15 protein-coding genes are annotated in these 19,414 nt (G+C 74.0%); 3 read left to right on the top strand and 12 right to left on the bottom strand.

Annotation, left to right across the window (positions count from 1 at the left end; translation table 11 throughout):
* Window positions 1-8: 8 nt before the first annotated feature.
* The 4 genes from atpB to glyA all read right to left on the bottom strand — a co-directional run bounded on the left by atpB (window position 9) and on the right by glyA (window position 2,971).
* Window positions 9-806 (bottom strand): F0F1 ATP synthase subunit A, encoded by a 798-nt coding sequence (gene atpB, locus ACGF5C_RS19085; RefSeq protein ID WP_350703602.1) that lies wholly within the window; start codon window positions 804-806, stop codon window positions 9-11.
* A gap of 11 nt (window positions 807-817) precedes the next feature.
* Window positions 818-1,054 carry an AtpZ/AtpI family protein gene (locus tag ACGF5C_RS19080; RefSeq protein ID WP_350703604.1) on the bottom strand — a complete coding sequence of 79 codons (237 nt, stop codon included), beginning with the start codon at window positions 1,052-1,054 and terminating at the stop codon, window positions 818-820.
* A 200-nt stretch (window positions 1,055-1,254) separates the two neighbouring features.
* Complete coding sequence (locus ACGF5C_RS19075; protein WP_393303295.1) at window positions 1,255-1,689, bottom strand: hypothetical protein; 435 nt, start codon at window positions 1,687-1,689, stop codon at window positions 1,255-1,257.
* The gene (gene glyA / locus ACGF5C_RS19070; RefSeq protein WP_350703606.1) at window positions 1,682-2,971 is read right to left on the bottom strand and encodes a serine hydroxymethyltransferase; all 1,290 of its coding nucleotides are present in this window, start codon (window positions 2,969-2,971) and stop codon (window positions 1,682-1,684) included. The genes ACGF5C_RS19075 and glyA overlap by 8 nt, the downstream gene beginning before the upstream one ends.
* A gap of 35 nt (window positions 2,972-3,006) precedes the next feature.
* Between glyA and ACGF5C_RS19065 the strand changes: the two genes are divergently transcribed.
* A complete protein-coding gene (locus ACGF5C_RS19065) occupies window positions 3,007-4,470 on the top strand; it encodes an SDR family oxidoreductase (RefSeq protein WP_393303293.1) in 1,464 nt (487 codons plus the stop codon).
* A 135-nt stretch (window positions 4,471-4,605) separates the two neighbouring features.
* On the opposite strand, the gene ACGF5C_RS19060 is transcribed toward ACGF5C_RS19065, so the two are convergent.
* The 4 genes from ACGF5C_RS19060 to prmC form a co-directional block, all read right to left on the bottom strand.
* Window positions 4,606-6,717 (bottom strand): transglycosylase domain-containing protein, encoded by a 2,112-nt coding sequence (locus ACGF5C_RS19060; protein ID WP_393303291.1) that lies wholly within the window; start codon window positions 6,715-6,717, stop codon window positions 4,606-4,608.
* 184 nt (window positions 6,718-6,901) lie between these two features.
* A complete protein-coding gene (locus ACGF5C_RS19055) occupies window positions 6,902-7,510 on the bottom strand; it encodes a phosphotyrosine protein phosphatase (RefSeq protein WP_393303289.1) in 609 nt (202 codons plus the stop codon).
* Window positions 7,511-8,155: an L-threonylcarbamoyladenylate synthase gene (locus tag ACGF5C_RS19050; RefSeq protein ID WP_350686441.1), complete on the bottom strand. Its 645-nt coding sequence runs from the start codon at window positions 8,153-8,155 to the stop codon at window positions 7,511-7,513.
* Window positions 8,155-9,132: a peptide chain release factor N(5)-glutamine methyltransferase gene (gene prmC, locus ACGF5C_RS19045; protein ID WP_393303287.1), complete on the bottom strand. Its 978-nt coding sequence runs from the start codon at window positions 9,130-9,132 to the stop codon at window positions 8,155-8,157. Before prmC ends, ACGF5C_RS19050 begins: the two co-directional genes overlap by 1 nt.
* A gap of 43 nt (window positions 9,133-9,175) precedes the next feature.
* On the opposite strand from prmC, the gene ACGF5C_RS19040 reads away from it, so the two are divergent.
* On the top strand, window positions 9,176-10,726 hold the full coding sequence (locus tag ACGF5C_RS19040) for a GGDEF domain-containing protein (protein ID WP_393303285.1): 1,551 nt from the start codon (window positions 9,176-9,178) through the stop codon (window positions 10,724-10,726).
* 29 nt (window positions 10,727-10,755) lie between these two features.
* Here ACGF5C_RS19040 and prfA read toward each other — a convergent pair whose 3' ends face one another.
* A complete protein-coding gene (prfA, locus tag ACGF5C_RS19035; RefSeq protein ID WP_393303283.1) occupies window positions 10,756-11,844 on the bottom strand; it encodes a peptide chain release factor 1 in 1,089 nt (362 codons plus the stop codon).
* 106 nt (window positions 11,845-11,950) lie between these two features.
* Complete coding sequence (gene rpmE / locus ACGF5C_RS19030) at window positions 11,951-12,175, bottom strand: 50S ribosomal protein L31 (RefSeq protein ID WP_350686436.1); 225 nt, start codon at window positions 12,173-12,175, stop codon at window positions 11,951-11,953.
* Window positions 12,176-12,472: 297 nt separating this feature from the next.
* Here rpmE and ACGF5C_RS19025 point away from each other — a divergent pair, with 297 nt between their 5' ends.
* Window positions 12,473-13,369: an AAA family ATPase gene (locus ACGF5C_RS19025; protein ID WP_393303281.1), complete on the top strand. Its 897-nt coding sequence runs from the start codon at window positions 12,473-12,475 to the stop codon at window positions 13,367-13,369.
* A gap of 94 nt (window positions 13,370-13,463) precedes the next feature.
* On the opposite strand, the gene ACGF5C_RS19020 is transcribed toward ACGF5C_RS19025, so the two are convergent.
* Both ACGF5C_RS19020 and rho read right to left on the bottom strand, forming a co-directional pair.
* The gene (locus tag ACGF5C_RS19020) at window positions 13,464-16,922 is read right to left on the bottom strand and encodes a phosphodiester glycosidase family protein (protein WP_393303279.1); all 3,459 of its coding nucleotides are present in this window, start codon (window positions 16,920-16,922) and stop codon (window positions 13,464-13,466) included.
* Between the two features lie 205 nt (window positions 16,923-17,127).
* Window positions 17,128-19,137 carry a transcription termination factor Rho gene (gene rho / locus ACGF5C_RS19015; protein ID WP_393303278.1) on the bottom strand — a complete coding sequence of 670 codons (2,010 nt, stop codon included), beginning with the start codon at window positions 19,135-19,137 and terminating at the stop codon, window positions 17,128-17,130.
* Window positions 19,138-19,414: the final 277 nt, after the last annotated feature.

The following is a 19,414-nucleotide window of genomic DNA, read 5'->3' as shown; positions in this document are numbered from 1 at the left end:
GAGGTGGATCAGTGCTCGTCGGCGAGCGCGCCCTGCACGTAGCTGGCGGTCAGCACGGTGAAGACGTAGGCCTGCAGGACGATCACCAGGAACTCGAGGAAGGTGAGCGCGACGGTCATCGCCCAGGACAGCACCGAGACCGGTGCGAGCCAGGCGTTGGCGTTGAGCATCGCGAAGCCGCCGAGCGTGAAGACCAGCAGGAGCATGTGGCCGGCGAACATGTTCGCGAAGAGACGCACGGCCAGCGAGAACGGCCGGACGAGGAAGGTCGAGAAGAACTCGATCGGGATCAGCAGCGGCAGGATGTACCAGGGCGCCGGCGGGATGAGCGAGTTCTTGATGAACTTCCCGGCGCCGTGGTGCTTGATGCCGGCGTAGATGAAGAGCACGTAGCTGATCACGGCGAGGAAGGCCGGGAAGGCGATGTGCGAGTTCGGTGAGATCTGGAACAGCGGCACGATCGCGAAGAGGTTGGTCAGCAGGATGAAGCAGAACAGCGTGGTGAAGTACGGCGCGAACCGCACACCCGCGTGCCCGATCATGTCGACCGCGATGTTGTTGCGCACGAAGCCGTAGATCGACTCGGCGAGCCACTGCTTCTTGGTCGGCACCAGCTGCGGCTTACGGTAGCTGGCCAGGAAGAAGATGATCAGGACGCCGACGGCGATCCAGACCATCGCCGTGATCTTGGTGAACCAGTAGGAGTCGTGCGCACCCCAGGGCAGGATGCTGGGCAGGTAGAAGTCCTCCACGCTGGGTGGGAATGCCGCCTGGCCCGCTGCCAGGACGTTCGCCTGTCCGAACACCGCGTCCCTTCCTAAGTAGGCGTGCCGAGTCGACGGACGACCAGGATGATCCCCCCGGCCATGCCGAGCACGACGCCGATCCCGGTGGCGATGCCGCCGGTGTCGAGCCACTGGTCGACCAGCCAGCCGATGAAGCCCCACACGAGCATGCCCGCGATCAGGTATGTGAGCGCGGTCCAACCCTGGCCGGCTCCGGTCGGAACGTCGTCCGGGCCGCCGCTGGGTCGGGGGGGTTGGTCACCAGCCATGACGGGGCGAACGATATCAGCCGGGAATACCAGGCTGTGCCTCGCCCCCCGCACAACCGTCGTTGTGTGGGCCGGTGGCGGGCAGCGTCTTCTGTGGGCACGCTACTCCCCTTCCGCCAGCGTGCAAATGACCGGTGGCGGACACATTTCCGCGCCGTCCGGGCTGTGGGACACCACCGTGCCCGCCACCTGCGGCGGGCTCAGCGGGGACGGCGGGCGTACACGGTGGTGAGCCACCAGATGTGCACGCCGGTCCAGACCACCACGCCGGCGGCGATGCCCAGGCAGAGCGGAATCAGCCCGGGCCAGCCGGTCGACGCCACGGCCACCATCACGACGCCCAGCAGGGTCATCTTGGCCGCGTACAGGCCGAGGCCGAACGGGAGCACGAGCTGCGGGTTCACCGAGTCGGCCCAGGCCAGCACCACCGTGGTCAGGGTGTAGCTGGCCGCCGTGACACCCACCCCGGCCGCCGCGCCCAGCGCCGCGTCCGCGCCGCCGGCCAGCGCCCCCGCCAGCGCGGCCACCGCGACCAGCAGGCCGCTGGCGGCCAGCAGGACCGGCAGGTGCCGCAGCCGCCAGCGCCGGTCGGCCGCCGCGGTCGCCGCCGGCTCGCGCACCCCGGGCTCAGCCACGGGGGTACGCCGGGAAGTCGGCGACCAGCGCGGTCACCTCGGACGCGATCCGGGTCAGCTCGTCGGCGCCCCCGGGGGCGGCGGGATCGGTGCGCACCGCACGGGCGATCAGCCCGGCGATCCGGTGCATCTCCCCCTCCCGCATCCCCTGGGTGGTCACGCTCGGGGTGCCGACGCGGATACCCGACGCCACCATCGGCTTCTGCGGGTCGTACGGCACGGCGTTCTTGTTCAGCGTGATGCCGGCGGCGTCGCAGCGGGCCTCGGCGTCCGCGCCGGTCACCCCGGCCTCGCGCAGGTCGATCAGGGCGAGGTGGGTGTCGGTGCCCCCGGAGACCGGGCGCATGCCCTCGGCGGCCAAACCTGCGGCGAGCGCCTGCGCGTTGCTCACCACCTGCGCCGCGTACGCCTGGAACTCGGGCTGGGCGGCCTCGCGCAGCGCGACGGCCTTGGCGGCGACGGCGTGCATCAGCGGCCCGCCCTGGGTGAACGGGAAGACCGCCTTGTCGATGCGCTGGGCCAGCGGCTCCCGGCAGAGGATCATGCCGCCGCGCGGCCCGCGCAGCACCTTGTGCGTGGTGAAGCAGACGACGTCGGCGTGCGGCACCGGCGACGGGACGGCCTTCCCCGCGACCAGCCCGACGAAGTGCGCCGCGTCCACCATCAGGTACGCCCCGACCTCGTCGGCGATCTCGCGGAACCGCGCGAAGTCGATCAGCCGGGGATAGGCCGTCGCGCCGCAAATGATCATCTTGGGGCGGTGGGCGAGGGCCAGGTCGCGCACCTCGTCGTAGTCGATCAGCTCGGTGTCCCGCCGGACGGTGTAGCCGACGGTGTGGAACCACTTGCCGGAGAAGTTCACCCGGCTGCCGTGGGTGAGGTGGCCGCCGTGCGGCAGGTCCATGGCGAGCACCGTGTCCCCCGGCTGCACCAGCGCGGCGTACGCGGCCAGGTTGGCGCTCGCCCCGGAGTGCGGCTGGAGGTTGGCGTGCTCGGCGCCGAACAGCTCCTTCGCCCGGGCGATGCCGATCTCCTCGGCCCGGTCGACCTCGGCGCAGCCGCCGTAGTAGCGCCGGCCCGGGTAGCCCTCGGCGTACTTGTTGGTCAGCGTCGAGCCGAGCGCCGCCAGCACCGCCGGCGAGGTGAGGTTCTCGCTGGCGATCAGCTGGAGGCCGCCCCGGAGCCGGTCCAGCTCGCCCAGCACCACCCCGGCGATCTCCGGGTCCGTCGCGCGGAGCTGGTCGAAGTCCGGCCCCCAAAAGGTGCCCGTCTCAGTAGCCACAGCGCCAGAGTCTATTGGGCCGCACACTGGAAGCCGTGAGATGCCTGGTCACCGGAGCCACGGGTTACATCGGCGGGCGGCTCGCGCCCCGGCTGCTGGCCGAGGGGCACACGGTGCGCTGCCTCGCCCGCAGGGCCAGCCGGCTGCGGGACGTGCCCTGGGCGGCGCGCGCCGAGATCGCCGAGGGCGACCTGCGCAGGCCGGAGACCCTGACGGCCGCGTTCGAGGGCGTGGACGTCGCGTACTACCTGGTGCACTCGCTCGGGCAGGCCGGCTTCGAGGCCGCCGACCGGGAGGCGGCGGCCAACTTCGCCGCCGCGGCCCGCGCCGCGGGCGTACGCCGGATCGTCTACCTCGGCGGGCCGGAGCCGGCGGCGCACCGCGAGGTCCCGTCGGCGCACCTGCGCTCCCGGGCCGAGGTGGGACGCATCCTGCTGGACAGCGGGGTGCCGACGGCGGTGCTGCGGGCGGCAGTGATCATCGGGTCCGGCTCGGCCTCGTTCGAGATGCTGCGCCACCTGACCGAGCGGCTGCCGGGCATGGTCACCCCGCGCTGGGTCCGCAACCGGATCCAGCCGATCGCCGTCCGGGACGTGCTGCGCTACCTGGTCGGCTGCGCGAGCCTGCCGCCGGAGGTCAACCGCGCCTTCGACGTCGGCGGGCCGGACGTCCTCACCTTCCAGGACATGATGCAGCGCTACGCGCGGGTGGCCGGGCTGCGCCGCCGGATCATCGTGCCCGTGCGACCGCTGACCCCGTCGCTCTCCTCGTACTGGGTCGGGCTGGTCACCCCGGTGCCGAACGCGATCGCCCGGCCGCTGGTGGAGAGCCTGGTCCACGAGGCCGTCGCCCGCGAGCACGACATCGCCGCCCACGTCCCGGACCCGCCGGAGGGGCTGACCGGCTTCGACCAGGCGGTCGCGCTGGCCCTGGCCAAGGTCCGCGACGGCGAGGTGGAGACCCGCTGGTCGACGGCGAGCGGCCCGGACGCGCCCGCCGAGCCGCTGCCCAGCGACCCGGAGTGGTCCGGCGGCACCGCCTACACCGACGTTCGGGAGCGGGCCGTGCACGCGCCGCCGGAGGCCCTGTGGCGGGTCGTCGAGGGCGTCGGCGGGGAGCATGGCTGGTACTCGTTCCCGCTGGCCTGGTCCGCACGGGGCTGGCTGGACCGGCTGGTGGGCGGCGTGGGGCTGCGCCGGGGCCGGCGCGACCCGCACCGCCTGCGGGTCGGCGAGGCGCTGGACTTCTGGCGGGTGGAGGAGATCGTCCCGGGCGAGCTGCTGCGGCTGCGCGCCGAGATGCGGCTGCCCGGCCGGGCCTGGCTGGAGATGCGGGTGGCCCCGCTCGACGGCGATCGCAGCCGCTACCACCAGCGGGCGGTGTTCCTGCCCCGCGGCCTGGCCGGGCACGCCTACTGGGCGGCGGTGGCGCCCTTCCACGCGGTGGTCTTCGGCGGGATGGCCCGCAACATCGCCCGGGGCGCCGAGCAGACCCCCTGACCCCCTCCCCCTCCCCCATCACGCGATCTTGCAGTTGTGGCCCGGGATTCGCGGTTCTTGTCCGCACTTGTCGGGGGCCGAAAGTGCAAGATCGCGTGAGGGAAGCGCGGGCGGGGCGGGAGGGAGTGGGGTGGGTCAGTTGCCCGTGCGGGCGCCGGTGACCCGGAAGGCGGTCGCCTCGCTGGGCGGCACGAAGTCCCGGACCGGCTGGTCGCGCAGGGCGAGGGAGAGCACCTCGCCCACCGCCTCGACCAGTTGCCCCTGCACCCGCTGGCCGACCGCGTCGCGCGGGTCGTCGGGGTTGGTGGCGATCGAGGCGACCACCAGTTGCGGGGTGAAGGCGACCACGGTCTCGGTCGCGTACCCGTCCGAGCTGCCGGTCTTGCCGGCCACCGGGCGGCCGAGTTGCTGGCGCAGCCCCTCGGCGGTGCCGCGGTCACACTCCCGGTACATCGACTGGTCGCCCACCGGGCAGCGGGCGGCGTCGGCCGCCGCCCGGGCCACGTCCGTGTCGACCACCTGCCGGCAGTCCGGCCGCGCGGCGGCCACCGGCCGGCCCGCCGCGTCGGTCACCGAGACGACGGGCAGCGGCGCGCACCACGTCCCCTCGGCCGCCACCGCCGCGTACGCGCCGGCGAGGTCGAGCGGGGTGGTGGCGGAGACGCCGAGGGTGAACGGCCCCCACTCGCGCGCCCCGTGGCGGGCCAGCCGCGCGTCGTCCTCGGCCCGGAACACGATCCCGAGCCGCTCGGCCATCTCCACCACCCGGTCCGCGCCGACCCGCTCGGCCAGCCAGGCGAAGTAGGTGTTGACCGAGTTGCCGAACGCCGTCCACATGGTGTGGTCGCCGTCCATGTCGCTGTTGGCGTTCTGGGGGCACCAGTACCCGTCGCAGCTCGCCGCCCCGCTCGCCCGGAAGTCGGTCACGATCCGCTCCGGCGCGTCGAACTCCGTGTCCAGCGGCAGCCCGGACTCCAACGCGGCCAGCATGGTGAAGATCTTGAACGTCGAGCCGGCCTGGTAGCCGTCGATCGCCCCTCCCCCGGCGACCAACTGGTTGACCGTGTTCGGGTGGTTCTTCTGCCCGGGCGGGTTGCCGGCCACGCTGTAGTTCCGGTTCACCGCCATCGCGAGCACCCGGCCCGTGCCGGGCTGGACCACCGCCGTCGGCGCCGCCCGGCGGTCGTCCAGGGAGTAGATCCGGCGGACCTGCTCGGTGGCGGCGCGCTGCACGACCGGGTCGAGCGAGGAGACGATGGTGAACCCGCCCCGGCGCAGCGTGAGCTGCCGCTCGTCGACCGTCGCGCCGAACGCCGGCTGGGCGTTCCACCAGCGGGTGAACCAGTCGCAGAAGAAGCCCCAGTCGGCGTGTTCCTCCGGCACCGCCGTGCAGTCGTTCGGGGTCTGGCTGGGGCGCAGGTGCAACTGCTCGGCCCGGGCCTGGTCCGCCGCCGCGGCCGGGACCTGCCCCGACTCGACCATCCGGTCCAGCACGTACCCCCGGCGGGCGAGCGCCGCGTCCGCGTCGCCGTTGATCGGGTCGTCGGTGTGCGGGGAGCGGACCAGCCCGGCCAGCAGCGCGGCCTCGGCCAGGGTGAGATCCGCCGGCGCCTTGGAGAAGTAGCGCTTGCTCGCGGCGGCCACCCCGTACGCCCCGGCCCCGAAGTAGGCGATGTTGAGGTAGCGGGCGAGGATCTCGTCCTTGGTCAGCTCCCGCTCCAGGGCCAGCGCGTACCGCATCTCCTGGATCTTGCGGGCGGTGGTGAGTTCGGTGGCGGCGGCGCGTTGCCGCTCGCTGAGTCGGGGGTCGTTGCTGAGCACGTTGCGGACGTACTGCATGGTCAGTGTGGACGCGCCCTGCCGGGTCTCCCCGCTGCCCTGGTTGACCGTGAAGGCCCGCACCGCGCCGCGCATGTCGACCCCGCTGTGCTCGTGGAACCGGACGTCCTCGGCGGCGACGATCGCCTGCCGCATCACCGGCGCCACCTCGGCCAGCGGCACGTCCACCCGGTCCTCCTGGTAGAAGGAGGTGATCAGGGTGGTGCCGTCGTCGGCGTAGAGGTTCGACCGCTGGGCCGTCGGCGGCGTGCGCAGCGTGTTGGGCAGCTCCGAGTACGGCGCGGCGAGCGCCGAGAACCCGATGCCGAACACCAGCGCGGTCGGCAGGGCCGCCGCCGCGAGCGCCACGCCGGCGAGCACGCCGGCGAGCAGCACGGTGAACAGTCTTTCGAGGTGTGCCCGGGTCATCAGCTCTCCCCGCAGGAGCCGGTCAGGACCCACCCAGAATGACCCGAAAGGCCCCCTCCACCGCCCCTTTCCCCCAAACCCGCAGGAAACTCACGCGCGAGGGTAACTCCGGCGGATTACGGCACGAGCCCGGCGGCGCGAGTGGGCGGCCACGGCGGGAGCCTGCCCGGGGCGAGGCGGGCGGTTACGGCAGGAGCGCGGCGGCGAGGGGGTGGACGGTCTCCTCGATCTCGTCGGCCACCCGGCTGAAGCACTGGTCGCCGCGCCCCCACGGGTCGTCGAGATCGTCGGTGGGCAGGGCGGTGCCCTCCCGGGCGGCGTGGGCGGCCGCCACCAGCGCCACGCCGCGCGCGTACACCCCCTCCGGGGTGGCCTCGGCCGGGGGCAGCCCGGCCGCGTCCACCGCGGCGAGCAGCCGGCCGAACTCGCCCAGCACGAAGGTGCGCGCCGCAGCGTCGGGACGCAGCGCCACCACGTACTCCTGCTGGTCCGCGGTGGCGGTGAGCACGAGGTCGGCGGCGTCGATGTGGTCCGAGCGGAGCTTGCGGGCGGCGAAGCTGTCGGTGCTGCCGCCCCGGGTGGTGACCTGGCGGGCGGCCGGCGGGTTCATCTCCTCACCGGCGTGCCAGCCGCCGGTGCCCGCGCTGTGGCTGTGCACCAGCTCGTCGGCGCGGCCCGGGTCGGCCTCCCGCCGGGCCAGCCGCTCCCGGACGGCGAGGGCCAACAGCCGCTCGGCCATCGGGGACCGGCAGATGTTGCCCATGCAGACATGCAACACGGTGAACGGCGGCACTCAGACCCCCTGGCCGGCGAGGATGTCCGGCACCACGTCGCGCAGCTTCTCCAGCGGGACGGCGCCCTGGCGGAGGACCTGCGGCACCTCGCCGGTGAGGTCGACGATGGTGCTCGGCACCGGGTCCGGGCAGGGCCCGGCCTCCAGGTACGCCCGCACCGAGTAGGCGAGCTGGTCGCGGGCCTGCTCGGCGGTGAGCGCGGCCGGCTGGCCGGTCTTGTTGGCCGAGGCGACCGCCATCGGGCCGGTCTCGCGCAGCACCTCCAGCGCCACCGGGTGCAGCGGCATCCGCACCGCCACCGTCCCGGACGTGTCGCCGAGGTCCCAGCGCAGGCTCGGCGAGTGCTCGACGACGATGGTCAGCGCGCCGGGCCAGAACGCCTCCACCAGGTCCCGCGCGGCCTGGGGCAGCGAGTAGACCAGGCCGTCGAGGGTGTGCCGGGAGCCGATCAGCACCGGCGGCGGCACGTGCCGGCCGCCCTTGGCGTCCAGCAGGGCCTTGACCGCGTACGGGGTGAACGCGTCCGCGCCGATCCCGTAGACCGTGTCCGTCGGCAGGACGACGAGTTCGCCGTTCTTGACCGCCTCGATGGCCGCAGCGATGCCGCGGTCCCGGTCGGCGGGCGACCGGCAGTCGTAGAGCATCACGAGGAGTCAGTCTGCCACGCCGTGTGGGCGGCGGCGTGCGGGCCGTCCGCCCGGCGGGACGCGGTGGCGAAGCGGGGCCGCCCGACCAGGTCCGGGTGGTCGGCCACCGCCTCGAACCGGCCGTCCGCCGCCAGCAGGTCGGGCATCGCCGTGCCGTGCGTGTCGTCGTGCTCGACGCCGAGCGCCCCGCCGGGGCGCAGCAGGGCCGCCGCCCGGGCCACCACCGGGCGGATCACCGCCAGGCCGTCCGCCCCGCCGAAGACCGCGCTGGCCGGATCGTGCCGGCCCACCTCCGGCGGCACCGGCACGTCGGAGGGCACGTACGGCGGGTTGCAGAGCAGCACGTCGACCCGGCCGACGAGGTCGGCCAGCAGGTCCGGGGCGGTGACGTCCGCCGCCACCACCTCGATCGGCCGGTCCCCCGCCGCCGCCCGGGTCGCCGCGTTCCGCCGCAGCCAGGGCAGCGCGTCGGCCGAGCGTTCCACCGCCACCACCCGGGCGGTCGGCACTTCCTGGGCGACCGACAGGGCGATCGCGCCGGAGCCGCTGCACAGGTCCACCACCACCGGGGCGGCCAAGCGCCCGGCCCGCGCGATCCCCCAGCCGGCGAGCAGCTCGGTCTCGGGCCGCGGCACGAAGACACCCGGCCCGACGGCCAACTCCAGGTGCCGGAAGCCGGCGACGCCCGTGAGGTGCTGCAACGGCTCCCGGTCGGCCCGCCGGGCGACCAGCCCGTCGAACCGGTCGAGCTGGTCGGCGGTGAGGTCGTCGGCCAGCGCGAGCCGCCCCCGGGGCACCCCCAGCACGTACGCGGCCAACTGTTCCGCCTCGGCGCGGGCCGCCTCGACGCCGGCCTCGGCCAGCGCCCGGGCCGCCCGGGACACCGCCACGGAAGGGCGTTGTCGTCTCGTCCCTTCGGACGGCTGTTGCGGCGCGGTCGTCACGAGATAATCATGAGGCGTCGCGCCGGACATCACGAGCGGATGCGTCCGGGCGCACACCGACAGGAGGTCGCGGGTGGGTTGGCTCGACCGGGTCACCGACCAGGTTGACGCCCTCACGCGGTCGCGGGCGTTGCAGGAGTCCAGCCGTTCCGCCGAGGCGTACGCGATCCTCGACCGCGTCATCGGCACCACCAACGACCCGTACGCGCGGGCCGACGCCCTGGTGCAGCGCCTCTCAGCGGTGATCAACCTGGGCCGGACGGCCGAGTACACGCGGGCGGTCGAGGAGGCCTCCACCGCGGTCCGCGACCTCGCCGAGCCCTACCTGCACGGGCACCTCAACGCGCTGGCCGCGCTCGCCGCGCACCACCAGGGCGCGCTGGACCGCTGCGTCACGCACCTGGTGAAGGCCGCCCGGGCGCTGGGCGCGGTGCCGGATCCCGACCGGGACACCGCGTGGGGCTGGCACGACCTCGCGATGGCCTACTCCTACCTCAGCTTCCACGGCTACGCCCTCGGCGCCATCGAGCGGGCCCGGCAGCTCGGGACGGCCGCCGGGATCCCGGAGGAGACGTTCGCCGCCCCCGGCATCCGGCTGCGCAACGCGGTGGCGCTGGACCACAACGGCGACAGCGACGGCTGCCTGCGGGTGCTGCGGGACGTCGCCGCCGACCTGGACCGGTTCCTGCGCAGCGGCCGGGCCGGGAGGCTGCGCCCCAGCAGCCTGGCCGCGTACGGCTACGCCGCCGCCCGGCGGGGGGCCCTGGGCGACCGGCTGGAGGTCGGCACGGACGCCGCCCCGGCGCGGCTGCTCGGCCACGGCGGGGACAGCGCCCGGGCCCGGGACATGCGCCAGCTCGGCCAGGTCTGCCTCGCCGTCGCCGAGGGCCGGCCGATCGAGGCGGTCACCCGGCTGGACACCGTCCAGGTCTCCAGCGAGACACTGGGCGCGGCCGAGCCGGCGCGGCTGCGCAGCATCGCCCTGACCCGCTCCGGCGACCACGCGGCGGCCCACCGGGCCGACCGGCTGGCGTTCCGGCTGGCCGCCCAGCGCAACGACCGGCTCCGGGACGTCTACATCGACGGCATCGCCGCCCGCATCGACCACGAGGAGATGCGCCGCGAGGCGGCCCGCTTCGAGGGCGAGGCGCTGACCGACCCGCTGACCGGGCTGCCCAACCGGCGCCGGCTGGAGCGCTACATCGCCACGGTGGTCGCCGGCGGCGACCGGGTGGTGATCGGCGTCTGCGACCTGGACGGCTTCAAGGCGGTCAACACCCGGCACGGGCACCACTCCGGCGACCTGGTGCTCCAGCGCGTCGCCGGGGTGATCAACCGGGTGATGCGCCGGGGCGACTTCGTGGCCCGCTACGGGGGCGACGAGTTCGTGGTGGTGCTCCCCCACGCCGGGATGGCCGAGGCGGCCGAGGTGGGCCGCCGGATCGACGCCGCGGTGCGGGCGGAGGACTGGGAGTCGTTGGTGCCCGGCACCCCGGTCGGGGTCAGCGTCGGCTTCGCGGAGGTGGGCGCCACCGGCCCCGGCCTGCGCGACGCCCTCAGCGCCGCCTTCGAGGCGGCCGACCGCGAGATGCTCCGCGCGAAGACCCGCCCCCGCGCCTCCTGACCCCGCCTTCTCTTCGGCCGCCCGGCGGGTCAGCGGCGGGTCAGCTCCGTGTCGCCGGCCAGGCGGGCGGCGCGGTCGGCCTCCGCCAGGGCGTCGAGGACGCCGTCCAGGTCCCCGGCGAGGGACAGGTCCAGGTTGTACGCGGTGTAGCCGATCCGGTGGTCGGTGATCCGGTTCTGCGGGAAGTTGTAGGTGCGGATCCGCTCCGAGCGGTCCACGGTGCGCACCTGCGCCTTGCGGGCGTCCGAGGCGGCTGCGTCGGCCTGCTCCTGGGCCGCCGCCAGCAGCCGGGCGCGCAGGATCCGCATCGCCTGCTCTCGGTTCTGCAACTGGGACTTCTCGTTCTGGCAGGAGACCACGATGCCGGTCGGGACGTGGGTGATCCGCACCGCCGAGTCGGTGGTGTTCACCGACTGGCCGCCGGGACCCGACGAGCGGAACACGTCGATCCGCAGGTCGTTCGGGTCGATGGTGACGTCGACGTCCTCGGCCTCGGGCAGCACCAGCACGCCGGCGGCGCTGGTGTGGATCCGGCCCTGCGACTCGGTGACCGGGACACGCTGCACCCGGTGCACGCCGCCCTCCCACTTGAGCCGGGACCAGACTCCGTTGCCGCCCTCGGGCACGCCCTTGGTCTTGATCGCCAGCGAGACGTCCTTCACCCCGCCGAGGTCCGAGTCCTGGGCGTCGATCACCTCGGTGAGCCAGCCGCGCCGCTCGGCGTACCGGGTGTACATCCGCAGCAGGTCGCCGGCGAAGAGCGCGGACTCCTCGCCGCCCTCGCCGGCCTTGATCTCGACGATCACGTCCTTGGCGTCGTGCGGGTCGCGCGGGATCAGCAGCTCGGCCAGTCGCTCCTCGATCGGCGGCAGGGTCGCCGCGATCGATTCCGCCTCGGCGGCGAAGGACGGGTCCTCGGCGGCCAGCTCCCGGGCGGCGGCGAGGTCGGCGCGGGCCTGCTCCAGCTCCCCGGCCGCCTTGTGCAGCGGGACCAGCTCGGCGTACCGACGGCCGACCCGCCGGGCGGTGCCCTGGTCGGCGTGGATGGCCGGATCCGCCAGCCGCTTCTCCAGCTCGGCGTACTCGTCGAGGAGGGCGGCCAGGCGCTCGCTGCTCATGCGGGGGAAGCTCCTTCGACGACGGCGGGACGGGAGGCGGAACCGGGGCGGATACGGACGACGCCCGCGACCGGCACGAAACCGGGCGCGGGCGCCGAACGAGGAGTTACTTGGCCTTCTTGGCCTGAACCTTGGCGTACTTCTGCTGGAACTTCGCGACCCGCCCGGCGGTGTCCAGGACACGCTGCTTGCCCGTGTAGAACGGGTGGCAGGCGCTGCAGGTCTCGACGTGGATCGAGCCGCCCTTGGCGGTGCTGCGGGTGCTGAAGGTGTTGCCGCAGGAGCAGGTGACCTCGGTGGTCACGTACTCCGGGTGGATGTTGGGCTTCATGTCGCCTCGGTCCTTTCGTGGATGGTCGCCGGGTCGCCGTCGGTGTCCGTCGCCTCGTGCGCGACGGGCTCGGGCGTGAACCGGAACCGGTGGCCGATTGACCAGTGTGCCATGGGCCGGCGCCGGCCCGGCAATCGGGCCGCACAGCTGGTCCGGCATCGACAACGCGCGCCTCGTCTCCCGCATTCCCGCCGCCTGGCCGGGCATTCACCCCGGTACGGCCGCCCGCCGGTCGTGCCCCGCCCGGGGTACGGCGGCGACGCCGCCGGCCACCGAGACGTACGACACGGAGGAGCCATGGCCCGCCTGATCGCCACCCGGGGACTCCCCGCCTCCGGCAAGACCACGTTCGCCCGGACGCTGCAACCGTCCGTGGTCCGGGTCAACCGGGACGACCTGCGCCGGATGCTGCACGGCGAGCGGCTGTTCACCCAGTGGGCGGAGTGGCAGGTGACCGTCGTGCAGCGGGCGCAGGTCGAGGCGCTGCTGCGGGCCCGGGCGGACGTCTGCGTCGACGACACCAACCTGCGGTCGCGGACCCTGCGGGACTGGGCCGACCTGGCCGCCCGGCACGGCGCCGAGTTCGAGGTGCACGACTTCACCGACGTGCCGCTGGCGGAGTGCCTGCGCCGCGACGCCGCCCGCCCGGAGGCCGACCGGGTCGGCGAGGCGTGGATCCGCCGGCTGCACGAGCGCTACCTGGAGGGGCGCGCGCTGCCGCTGCCGGTGCCGCAGGCCCGCACAGGGCGGCCGGCCACGGTGCACGCCCCGTCGACCGGACCACCGGAGATCGTGCTGGTCGACATCGACGGGACGGTCGCGTTGAACGTCTCGCGCAGCCCGTACGACATGACCCGGGTCGACGAGGACGAGCCGAACCCGGCGGTGATCGCGGCGGTCCGGGCGATGCACGCGGCCGGGTACGGGGTGGTCTTCTGCTCGGGCCGCGACGCCACCGCCCGGCCCGCCACTGAGGCGTGGCTGGCCCGGCACGTCCGGGTCCCCTACCTCGACCTGCACCTGCGCGCCGTCGGCGACAACCGCAAGGACTCGGTGGTCAAGCAGGAGATCTACGAGCAGGAGGTCAGGGACCGTTACCGGGTGGTCGGCGTCTTCGACGACCGCCAGCAGGTCGTACGGATGTGGCGCGACCTCGGCCTCACCGTCTTCCAGGTCGCCGAGGGCGACTTCTGAGGCCCGCACCGGAAATCGGTGCGGGCCTCAGATCGGCGTTAGGAAGGGCACCTTCCTATGCACCAGGCGATAGGAAGGTGCCCTTCCTTACACGTCAGGCGGCGGGGGCCTGGGCGGCGGCGGTCAGGGTGACGGTCGCCTCGGCCCGGACGCCGTTGACCTCCACCGCCAGCTTGACCTGTGCGCCGGGGCGCAGGGCGGTGAGCGTGCCGGTGGCCGGGTCGAAGCGGGCCACGTGCCAAGGCTTCAGCCCGGCGGCCGAGCCGACGTGCAGGTTCGGCGAGGCGGACCAGTCCGCGCTCACCGGCGCCGCCACCGGCACCGTACGCCCGCCCGGCTGGGTCACCGTGGCGGTGACCGTCGCCGGGGCGTCGACGGCGACGCTGGCCGGGGCGGCCAACGCGAGCCCGTCGACGTGCGCGTGGAACTCGGCGGCGACCCAGCGCGGGCCCTCCACGAGCGGGTTGCGCCGGGCCCGGTCGGCCTCGGCGGGGCTCACCGGGTCCACCCCGAACTCGGTCCACCCGGTGAATCCGCCCTGGTCGGCCGGGGTGGACGGGTTCTTGCCCGAGTTGCCGTTGATCAGGTACGGCACCCCGTCGACCCGGTCGGCGTGGAACGTGCCGACGTGCCCGCCGACGAAGACCGCCCCCTTGCCGGTGCGGTGCTGGAAGTCGGCCAGCCACTGCTCCAGCAGCGCGGCCTCCTTGCGGTCGCCGAGCTGGCTGGCCTTGGCCGGGCTCGGGTCGCGCGGCGGGTGGTGGTGCAGCACCGCCACCGAGCCGACGGCGGGGTCGCCGGCCGCCGAGTCGAGCGCCTCGCGCAGCATCCGCACCTGGTCGAAGCCGCCGCCGCGCAGCGAGCCGGTCGACGAGTTCAGCGTGACGAACCGGGTGCCCTTGTGGTCGAAGACCCGCTCGGTGTCGCCGAACGCGGCCCGGAAGTTGGCGATCGGGGCGCCCATGATCTCGTGGTTGCCGGGCACGTAGTAGTACGGCAGTTCCCCGCCGAGCTCCTCGTCCAGCACCCGCTTGGCCAGCGCGAAGTCGGCCGGGTACGCGGTGTCCACGAAGTCGCCGTTGATCACGAGGAAGTCCGGCTTCGCGGCCTTGACCTCGCGGAGCGTACGGCGGGCCTGGGCGACCAGGTCGCTGTCCGGGTCCGCCGCGACGAACTGCGCGTCGGACATGACCGCGAAGCGCCAGGGCGCGCCGTCGACCGTGCCGTCGCGGAGCACCACCCGGTCGGTGCGCGGCGCCTCGGCCGGGGCGTCGACCGTCGGCGGCACCTTCGCCACCAGGTCGTCGATGACCACCTCGCTGCGGTACTGGGCGGCGGCGTTGGTCTCGGCCACGTAGAACCGGCGGATCCGCACCGGGTACTGCACCCCGGCGGGCACGGCGAACTCGACGTACTTCCAGCCCTTCCAGGTGATCAGTGGCCCGCGCAGGACGTGCTGGGTGTTCTGCGCGTCGTGCAGGTGCAGGCTGGGCCACTCCCCGGTGCCGTTGCCGTGGATCCACATGCCGAACGCCTGCGGCTGGCCGGCCACCTCGATCCAGGCCGGCGGGTCGGCGTACGCGGCCCGGGTGCCGGTCGACTGGCTGAAGTCGTACGTCATCTTCAGGCCGGTGCCGGTGCGCCCCGGCGCCGGGGCGACGGCACCGCTGGCCCGGGCCTGGCTGAACTTCCAGGCCGCCGCGTCGTCGAACGTGGCCACCGGGACGTCGGTGAGCCCGACGGTGACGGGCAGCACGGTGCTGCTGCCGCCGACGCGCACGGTGACCAGCGCCGAGCCGGTGTCCCGCAGCGCGGTGACGGCGAGGTTGCCGTCGGCGGTCGGGGTGATCTTGAGAAGGTCCCGGTCGTAGTCGAGCTTCAGGTCGGCGGGCTCGATCGGGGCGGTGTTGCCCTCGGCGTCGTAACCGACCACGCCGAACAGCGCGCTGCCCTGCGCCCCGTCCAGGCCGACCCGGTCCACGGTGGAGTCGATCCGGGCCAGCGGGCCGAGGACGGTGAGGTCGAGGGTGCCGCTGGCCTCGTCCCGCCAGGCGGTGACGGTGGTACGGCCGGGCAGGCCGGCCCGGAAGATGCCCTCGGGGTCGACGGTGCCGTGCGCCGCCGGGTTGGCCCGCCACTTCGGCGCGCCGGCCGCCGGGCCGTACGTCTCGTCGTGGCCGGCGGCGGTGAGCCGGCGGGTGAGGCCGGGGAAGACGCGGTCGGGGCGGCCGCCGCGCACCGGCGCGACGCCGGGTGCGCTGGTCGGGTCGCTGGCGGTCTCCAGCCAGTACCCGGTGAGCTGGCCGCTGCCCTGGGGCGCGTAGAGGGCAAGGCCGTTGGGCACCGCGCGCTCCGTGCCGTCGGACGGGCTGTTCTCCACCTGCACGGCCGCCGCGCCCGGCTCCCGGGCGAGCAGCGTGGACGAGCCGCCGCCGTCGAGGTTGAGCGCGTGGTGGGCGCCGAGCTCGGCCATCATCCGGCCCATCTCGGTCTGGGTGACGCCGCGGCTGTCGACCTGCCGGCCGTCCACGGTCAGCAGGATCATGCGCCGGCCGTCGGCGGAGAAGCCGACCGACGTGCGCGGGGCCAGCGACGCGTCGGCGATGTTCTGCACCACGCCGTCACGGACCAGCACGTTGCCGCCGCCGACCGCCGCGTGCAGGGTGCTGCCGTCGGCGGGCTTGGGCTGCCAGGCGACCGTCACCGGGTCGCCGGGGCGCAGCCCGGCGAGGGCGTCCGCGCCGGCGTCGCGGCCGAGCAGCACGGTGGCGCCGGCCGGGATCGGCCCGCTGCCGGCCGTCGTGCCGACGGTGGCGACGCGACCGTCGACCACCGTGACCTCCGTGACGCGGGCGGCGCCGGTGACCGCGCGTTCCCTGGTGTACGACCCCCAGAGCGCGGTGAACACGCCGATCCCGTTCGCCTGGATCATGTTGTTGAACTGGGTCAGCTTCACCGGGCCGGTGGGCAGCGTCGCGGTGCCGTCGAAGTTGACCTCGATGACCCGGCCGAGCCCCTCGGTGGTGATCGCGACGGCGTTGCGGTGCCCGCTGACCGCGGACTGGACCAGCTCACCGTCGCGGATGCCGACGCCCTGGGCGGCACCCGAGTTGTTGATGTCGAAAAAGTCGCCGTTGACCGCGGCGACCGCGCGGGAGGCGTCCACGGCGCGGCGCAGCGGCTCGGCCCGGCTGACCGCGCCGGAGTTCACGTAGTCGACGGTGACGCCGCCGGTGAGGTCGGCCGTGAGCGCGTCGGCGCGCAGCCAGCCGTCGGCGTCGTACCGGTCGAAGGAGGTGAGTTGGAGGCCCGGGGCGACCGGGCGGGTGGTCTTTGCGGTCTCCAGGCCGCCGGCCGGCTCGATGCCGCCGGAGAGCGTGACGGAGTCGGCGGGGTACGAGGATGCGCGGGGCGCATCCTCGGCCGCGGTGGCGGAGGGGTCGGTGGCCGGATCCGGCGCACCGGCGGTCGCCGGCACGGTGCCGGCCATGGTGAGCAGCGGCGTCAACAGCAGGACGCCGGCAAGACGGGCAGATCGTCTGCGGGTACGCATGGGCCACAGTCAACCGGACTGTGAATAGAAGTTTCAATACCTGTTAGCCAAACCGAAGGAAAACTCCACCCCCTCGTCGCCCGGTCCGAAGCAACCGCCGGGGCAGACGGACGGCGGGCGGGCGAACGGCAAGGGGTGCTCGGGAACGCGAGAAGGGCACGGCCGCGGTGGCCGTGCCCTTCTCGTCGGTCTCACCCGGGGAGGGTCACTCCCCCGGCGTCGACTTGGCGATCTGCATCAGGAACTCGATGTTGGTGCGGGTCTGCTTGAGCTTGTCGAGCAGCAGGTCCAGCGCCGCCTGCGAGTCCAGCGAGTGCAGCACCTTGCGGAGCTTGTGGATGATGGCCAGTTCCTCCGGCGCGAGCAGGATCTCCTCCTTGCGCGTGCCGGACGGGTGGATGTCGATGGCCGGGAAGGTGCGCTTGTCGGCGATCTTCCGGTCCAGCTTCAGCTCCGCGTTGCCGGTGCCCTTGAACTCCTCGAAGATGACCGTGTCCGCCATGGACCCGGTCTCCACCAGCGCGGTGGCGAGGATGGTCAGCGAGCCGCCGTTCTCGATGTTGCGGGCCGCACCCAGGAAGCGCTTCGGCGGGTAGAGCGCGGTGGAGTCGATACCACCCGACATGATCCGGCCGCTGGCCGGCGCCGCCAGGTTGTACGACCGACCGAGCCGGGTCACCGAGTCGAGCAGCACGACCACGTCGTGGCCCAGCTCGACCAGGCGCTTCGCCCGCTCGATCGCCAGCTCCGCCACCGTGGTGTGGTCCTGCGGCGGACGGTCGAACGTCGCCGCGATGACCTCGCCCTTCACCGACCGCTGCATGTCGGTGACCTCTTCGGGGCGCTCGTCCACCAGCACCACCATCAGGTGGCACTCCGGGTTGTTGTGCGTGATCGCGTTCGCGATGGCCTGCAGCACCATCGTCTTGCCCGCCTTCGGCGGGGACACGATCAGCGCACGCTGGCCCTTGCCGAGCGGCATGACCAGGTCGATCACCCGGGTGGTGAGGATGTGCGGCTCGGTCTCCAGCCGCAGCCGCTCCTGCGGGTAGAGCGGGGTGAGCTTGTAGAACTCCGGCCGGCGCTTCGCCTCGTCCGGCTCCATCCCGTTGATGGTGTCCAGCCGCACCAGCGGGTTGTACTTGTCCCGCCGCTGCTCGCCGTCGCGCGAGGCGCGCACCGCACCGGTGATGGCGTCACCGCGCCGCAGACCGTACTTCTTGATCTGGGACATCGAGACGTAGACGTCGTTCGGGCCGGCCAGGTAGCCGGTGGTCCGCACGAAGGCATAGTTGTCGAGCACGTCGATGATGCCGGCCACCGGGACGAGCACGTCGTCCTCGCCGACCTGCGGCTCGCGCCCGCCGTCGCCGCCGCCCTCGGCCCGCTCGCCACGGCCGCGGCGACGGTCCCGGAACCGGCTGCGCCGGCCGCGCCGGCCGCCGCCCTCGCCGTCGTCGTCACCGTCGGCGTCGCGCTCGGCGCGCTGACCTCGGTCGCCCCGCTCGTTGCGGTCGCCCCGGTCGCCACGCTCGGCCCGCTCGTTACGGTCGCCCCGGTCGCCACGCTCGGCCCGCTCGTTACGGTCGCCACGCTCGGCCCGGTCGCCGCGCTCGGCCCGCTCGGCACGGTCGCCGCGCTCGGCACGGTCGCCGCGCTCCGCACGCTCGCCGCGCTCCGCACGCTCGGCCCGCTCAACGCGCTCGCGGCCACGGCCCTCGCTCCGGTCGGCACGCTCGCCGGCCTCGGCTTCCTCCGCGCGGGTCTCCGCGGGACGAGCCTCGGCGGCCCGCGCCTCGGCGGCGGCCGCCCGGCTACGCCGGGTCCGGGGACGAGCCTCGGTCTCGACGGGCGCCGGCTCCGCCGGGGCCTGCTCCGCGGCCCGCCGCTCGGCCTCGGGCCGCTCGGTGGTCTCGCGGACCTCGGCGTGGACCTCTTCACGGGCGGGAGCGGCGGCGGCCGCGACCTCGGCCCGCGGTCGAGGGGTCCCGGCGGTGGCACCGCCCTGCCGCTCGGAGATCGCGCTGATCAGCTCGCCCTTGCGCATCCGAGCCGTGCCCGAGATGCCGAGCGACGCAGCCAGGCTCTGCAGCTCCGGCAGCAGCATCGCCGACAGGCCGGTGCCGCTGCGCCGACGACGGGCGGGGGCGGCGGCGGTGGTGGCATCGCCAGCGACGTTGGAAACATCCGACGTCACGTCGGTGGTGTCGCTCAATGGATTCCTTCCCTCGATAGGCCGGGACTGCCCGGGTCGAAACAAGGTGGCCGGGCGGCCTCGGTGCACCCGCCTCGCATGGACGCGTCGCGGGAGTCTGTGACACAGCAGCCGGTCGGTTTCCCGACTCACCGACGTCGGTGAGCAGGTCTCGCCGTCTGCGGCGACCTGTGAAGACTGCGGTGCGGCGTGGGCCTAAGCAGGGGTGACGGGCTGACCGCCGAAAGCTTCGGGGGTGCGCCGACCCGCAGGAAGATCGCATGCTTCGCGGCTGTGC

Origin of the sequence: Micromonospora sp. NPDC047620 (assembly GCF_043205005.1) — a bacterium.
Taxonomy (GTDB): Bacteria; Actinomycetota; Actinomycetes; order Mycobacteriales; family Micromonosporaceae; genus Micromonospora.
Note: the sequence above shows the minus strand (reverse complement) of the source record. Positions and strands in the feature narration are given on the sequence as shown.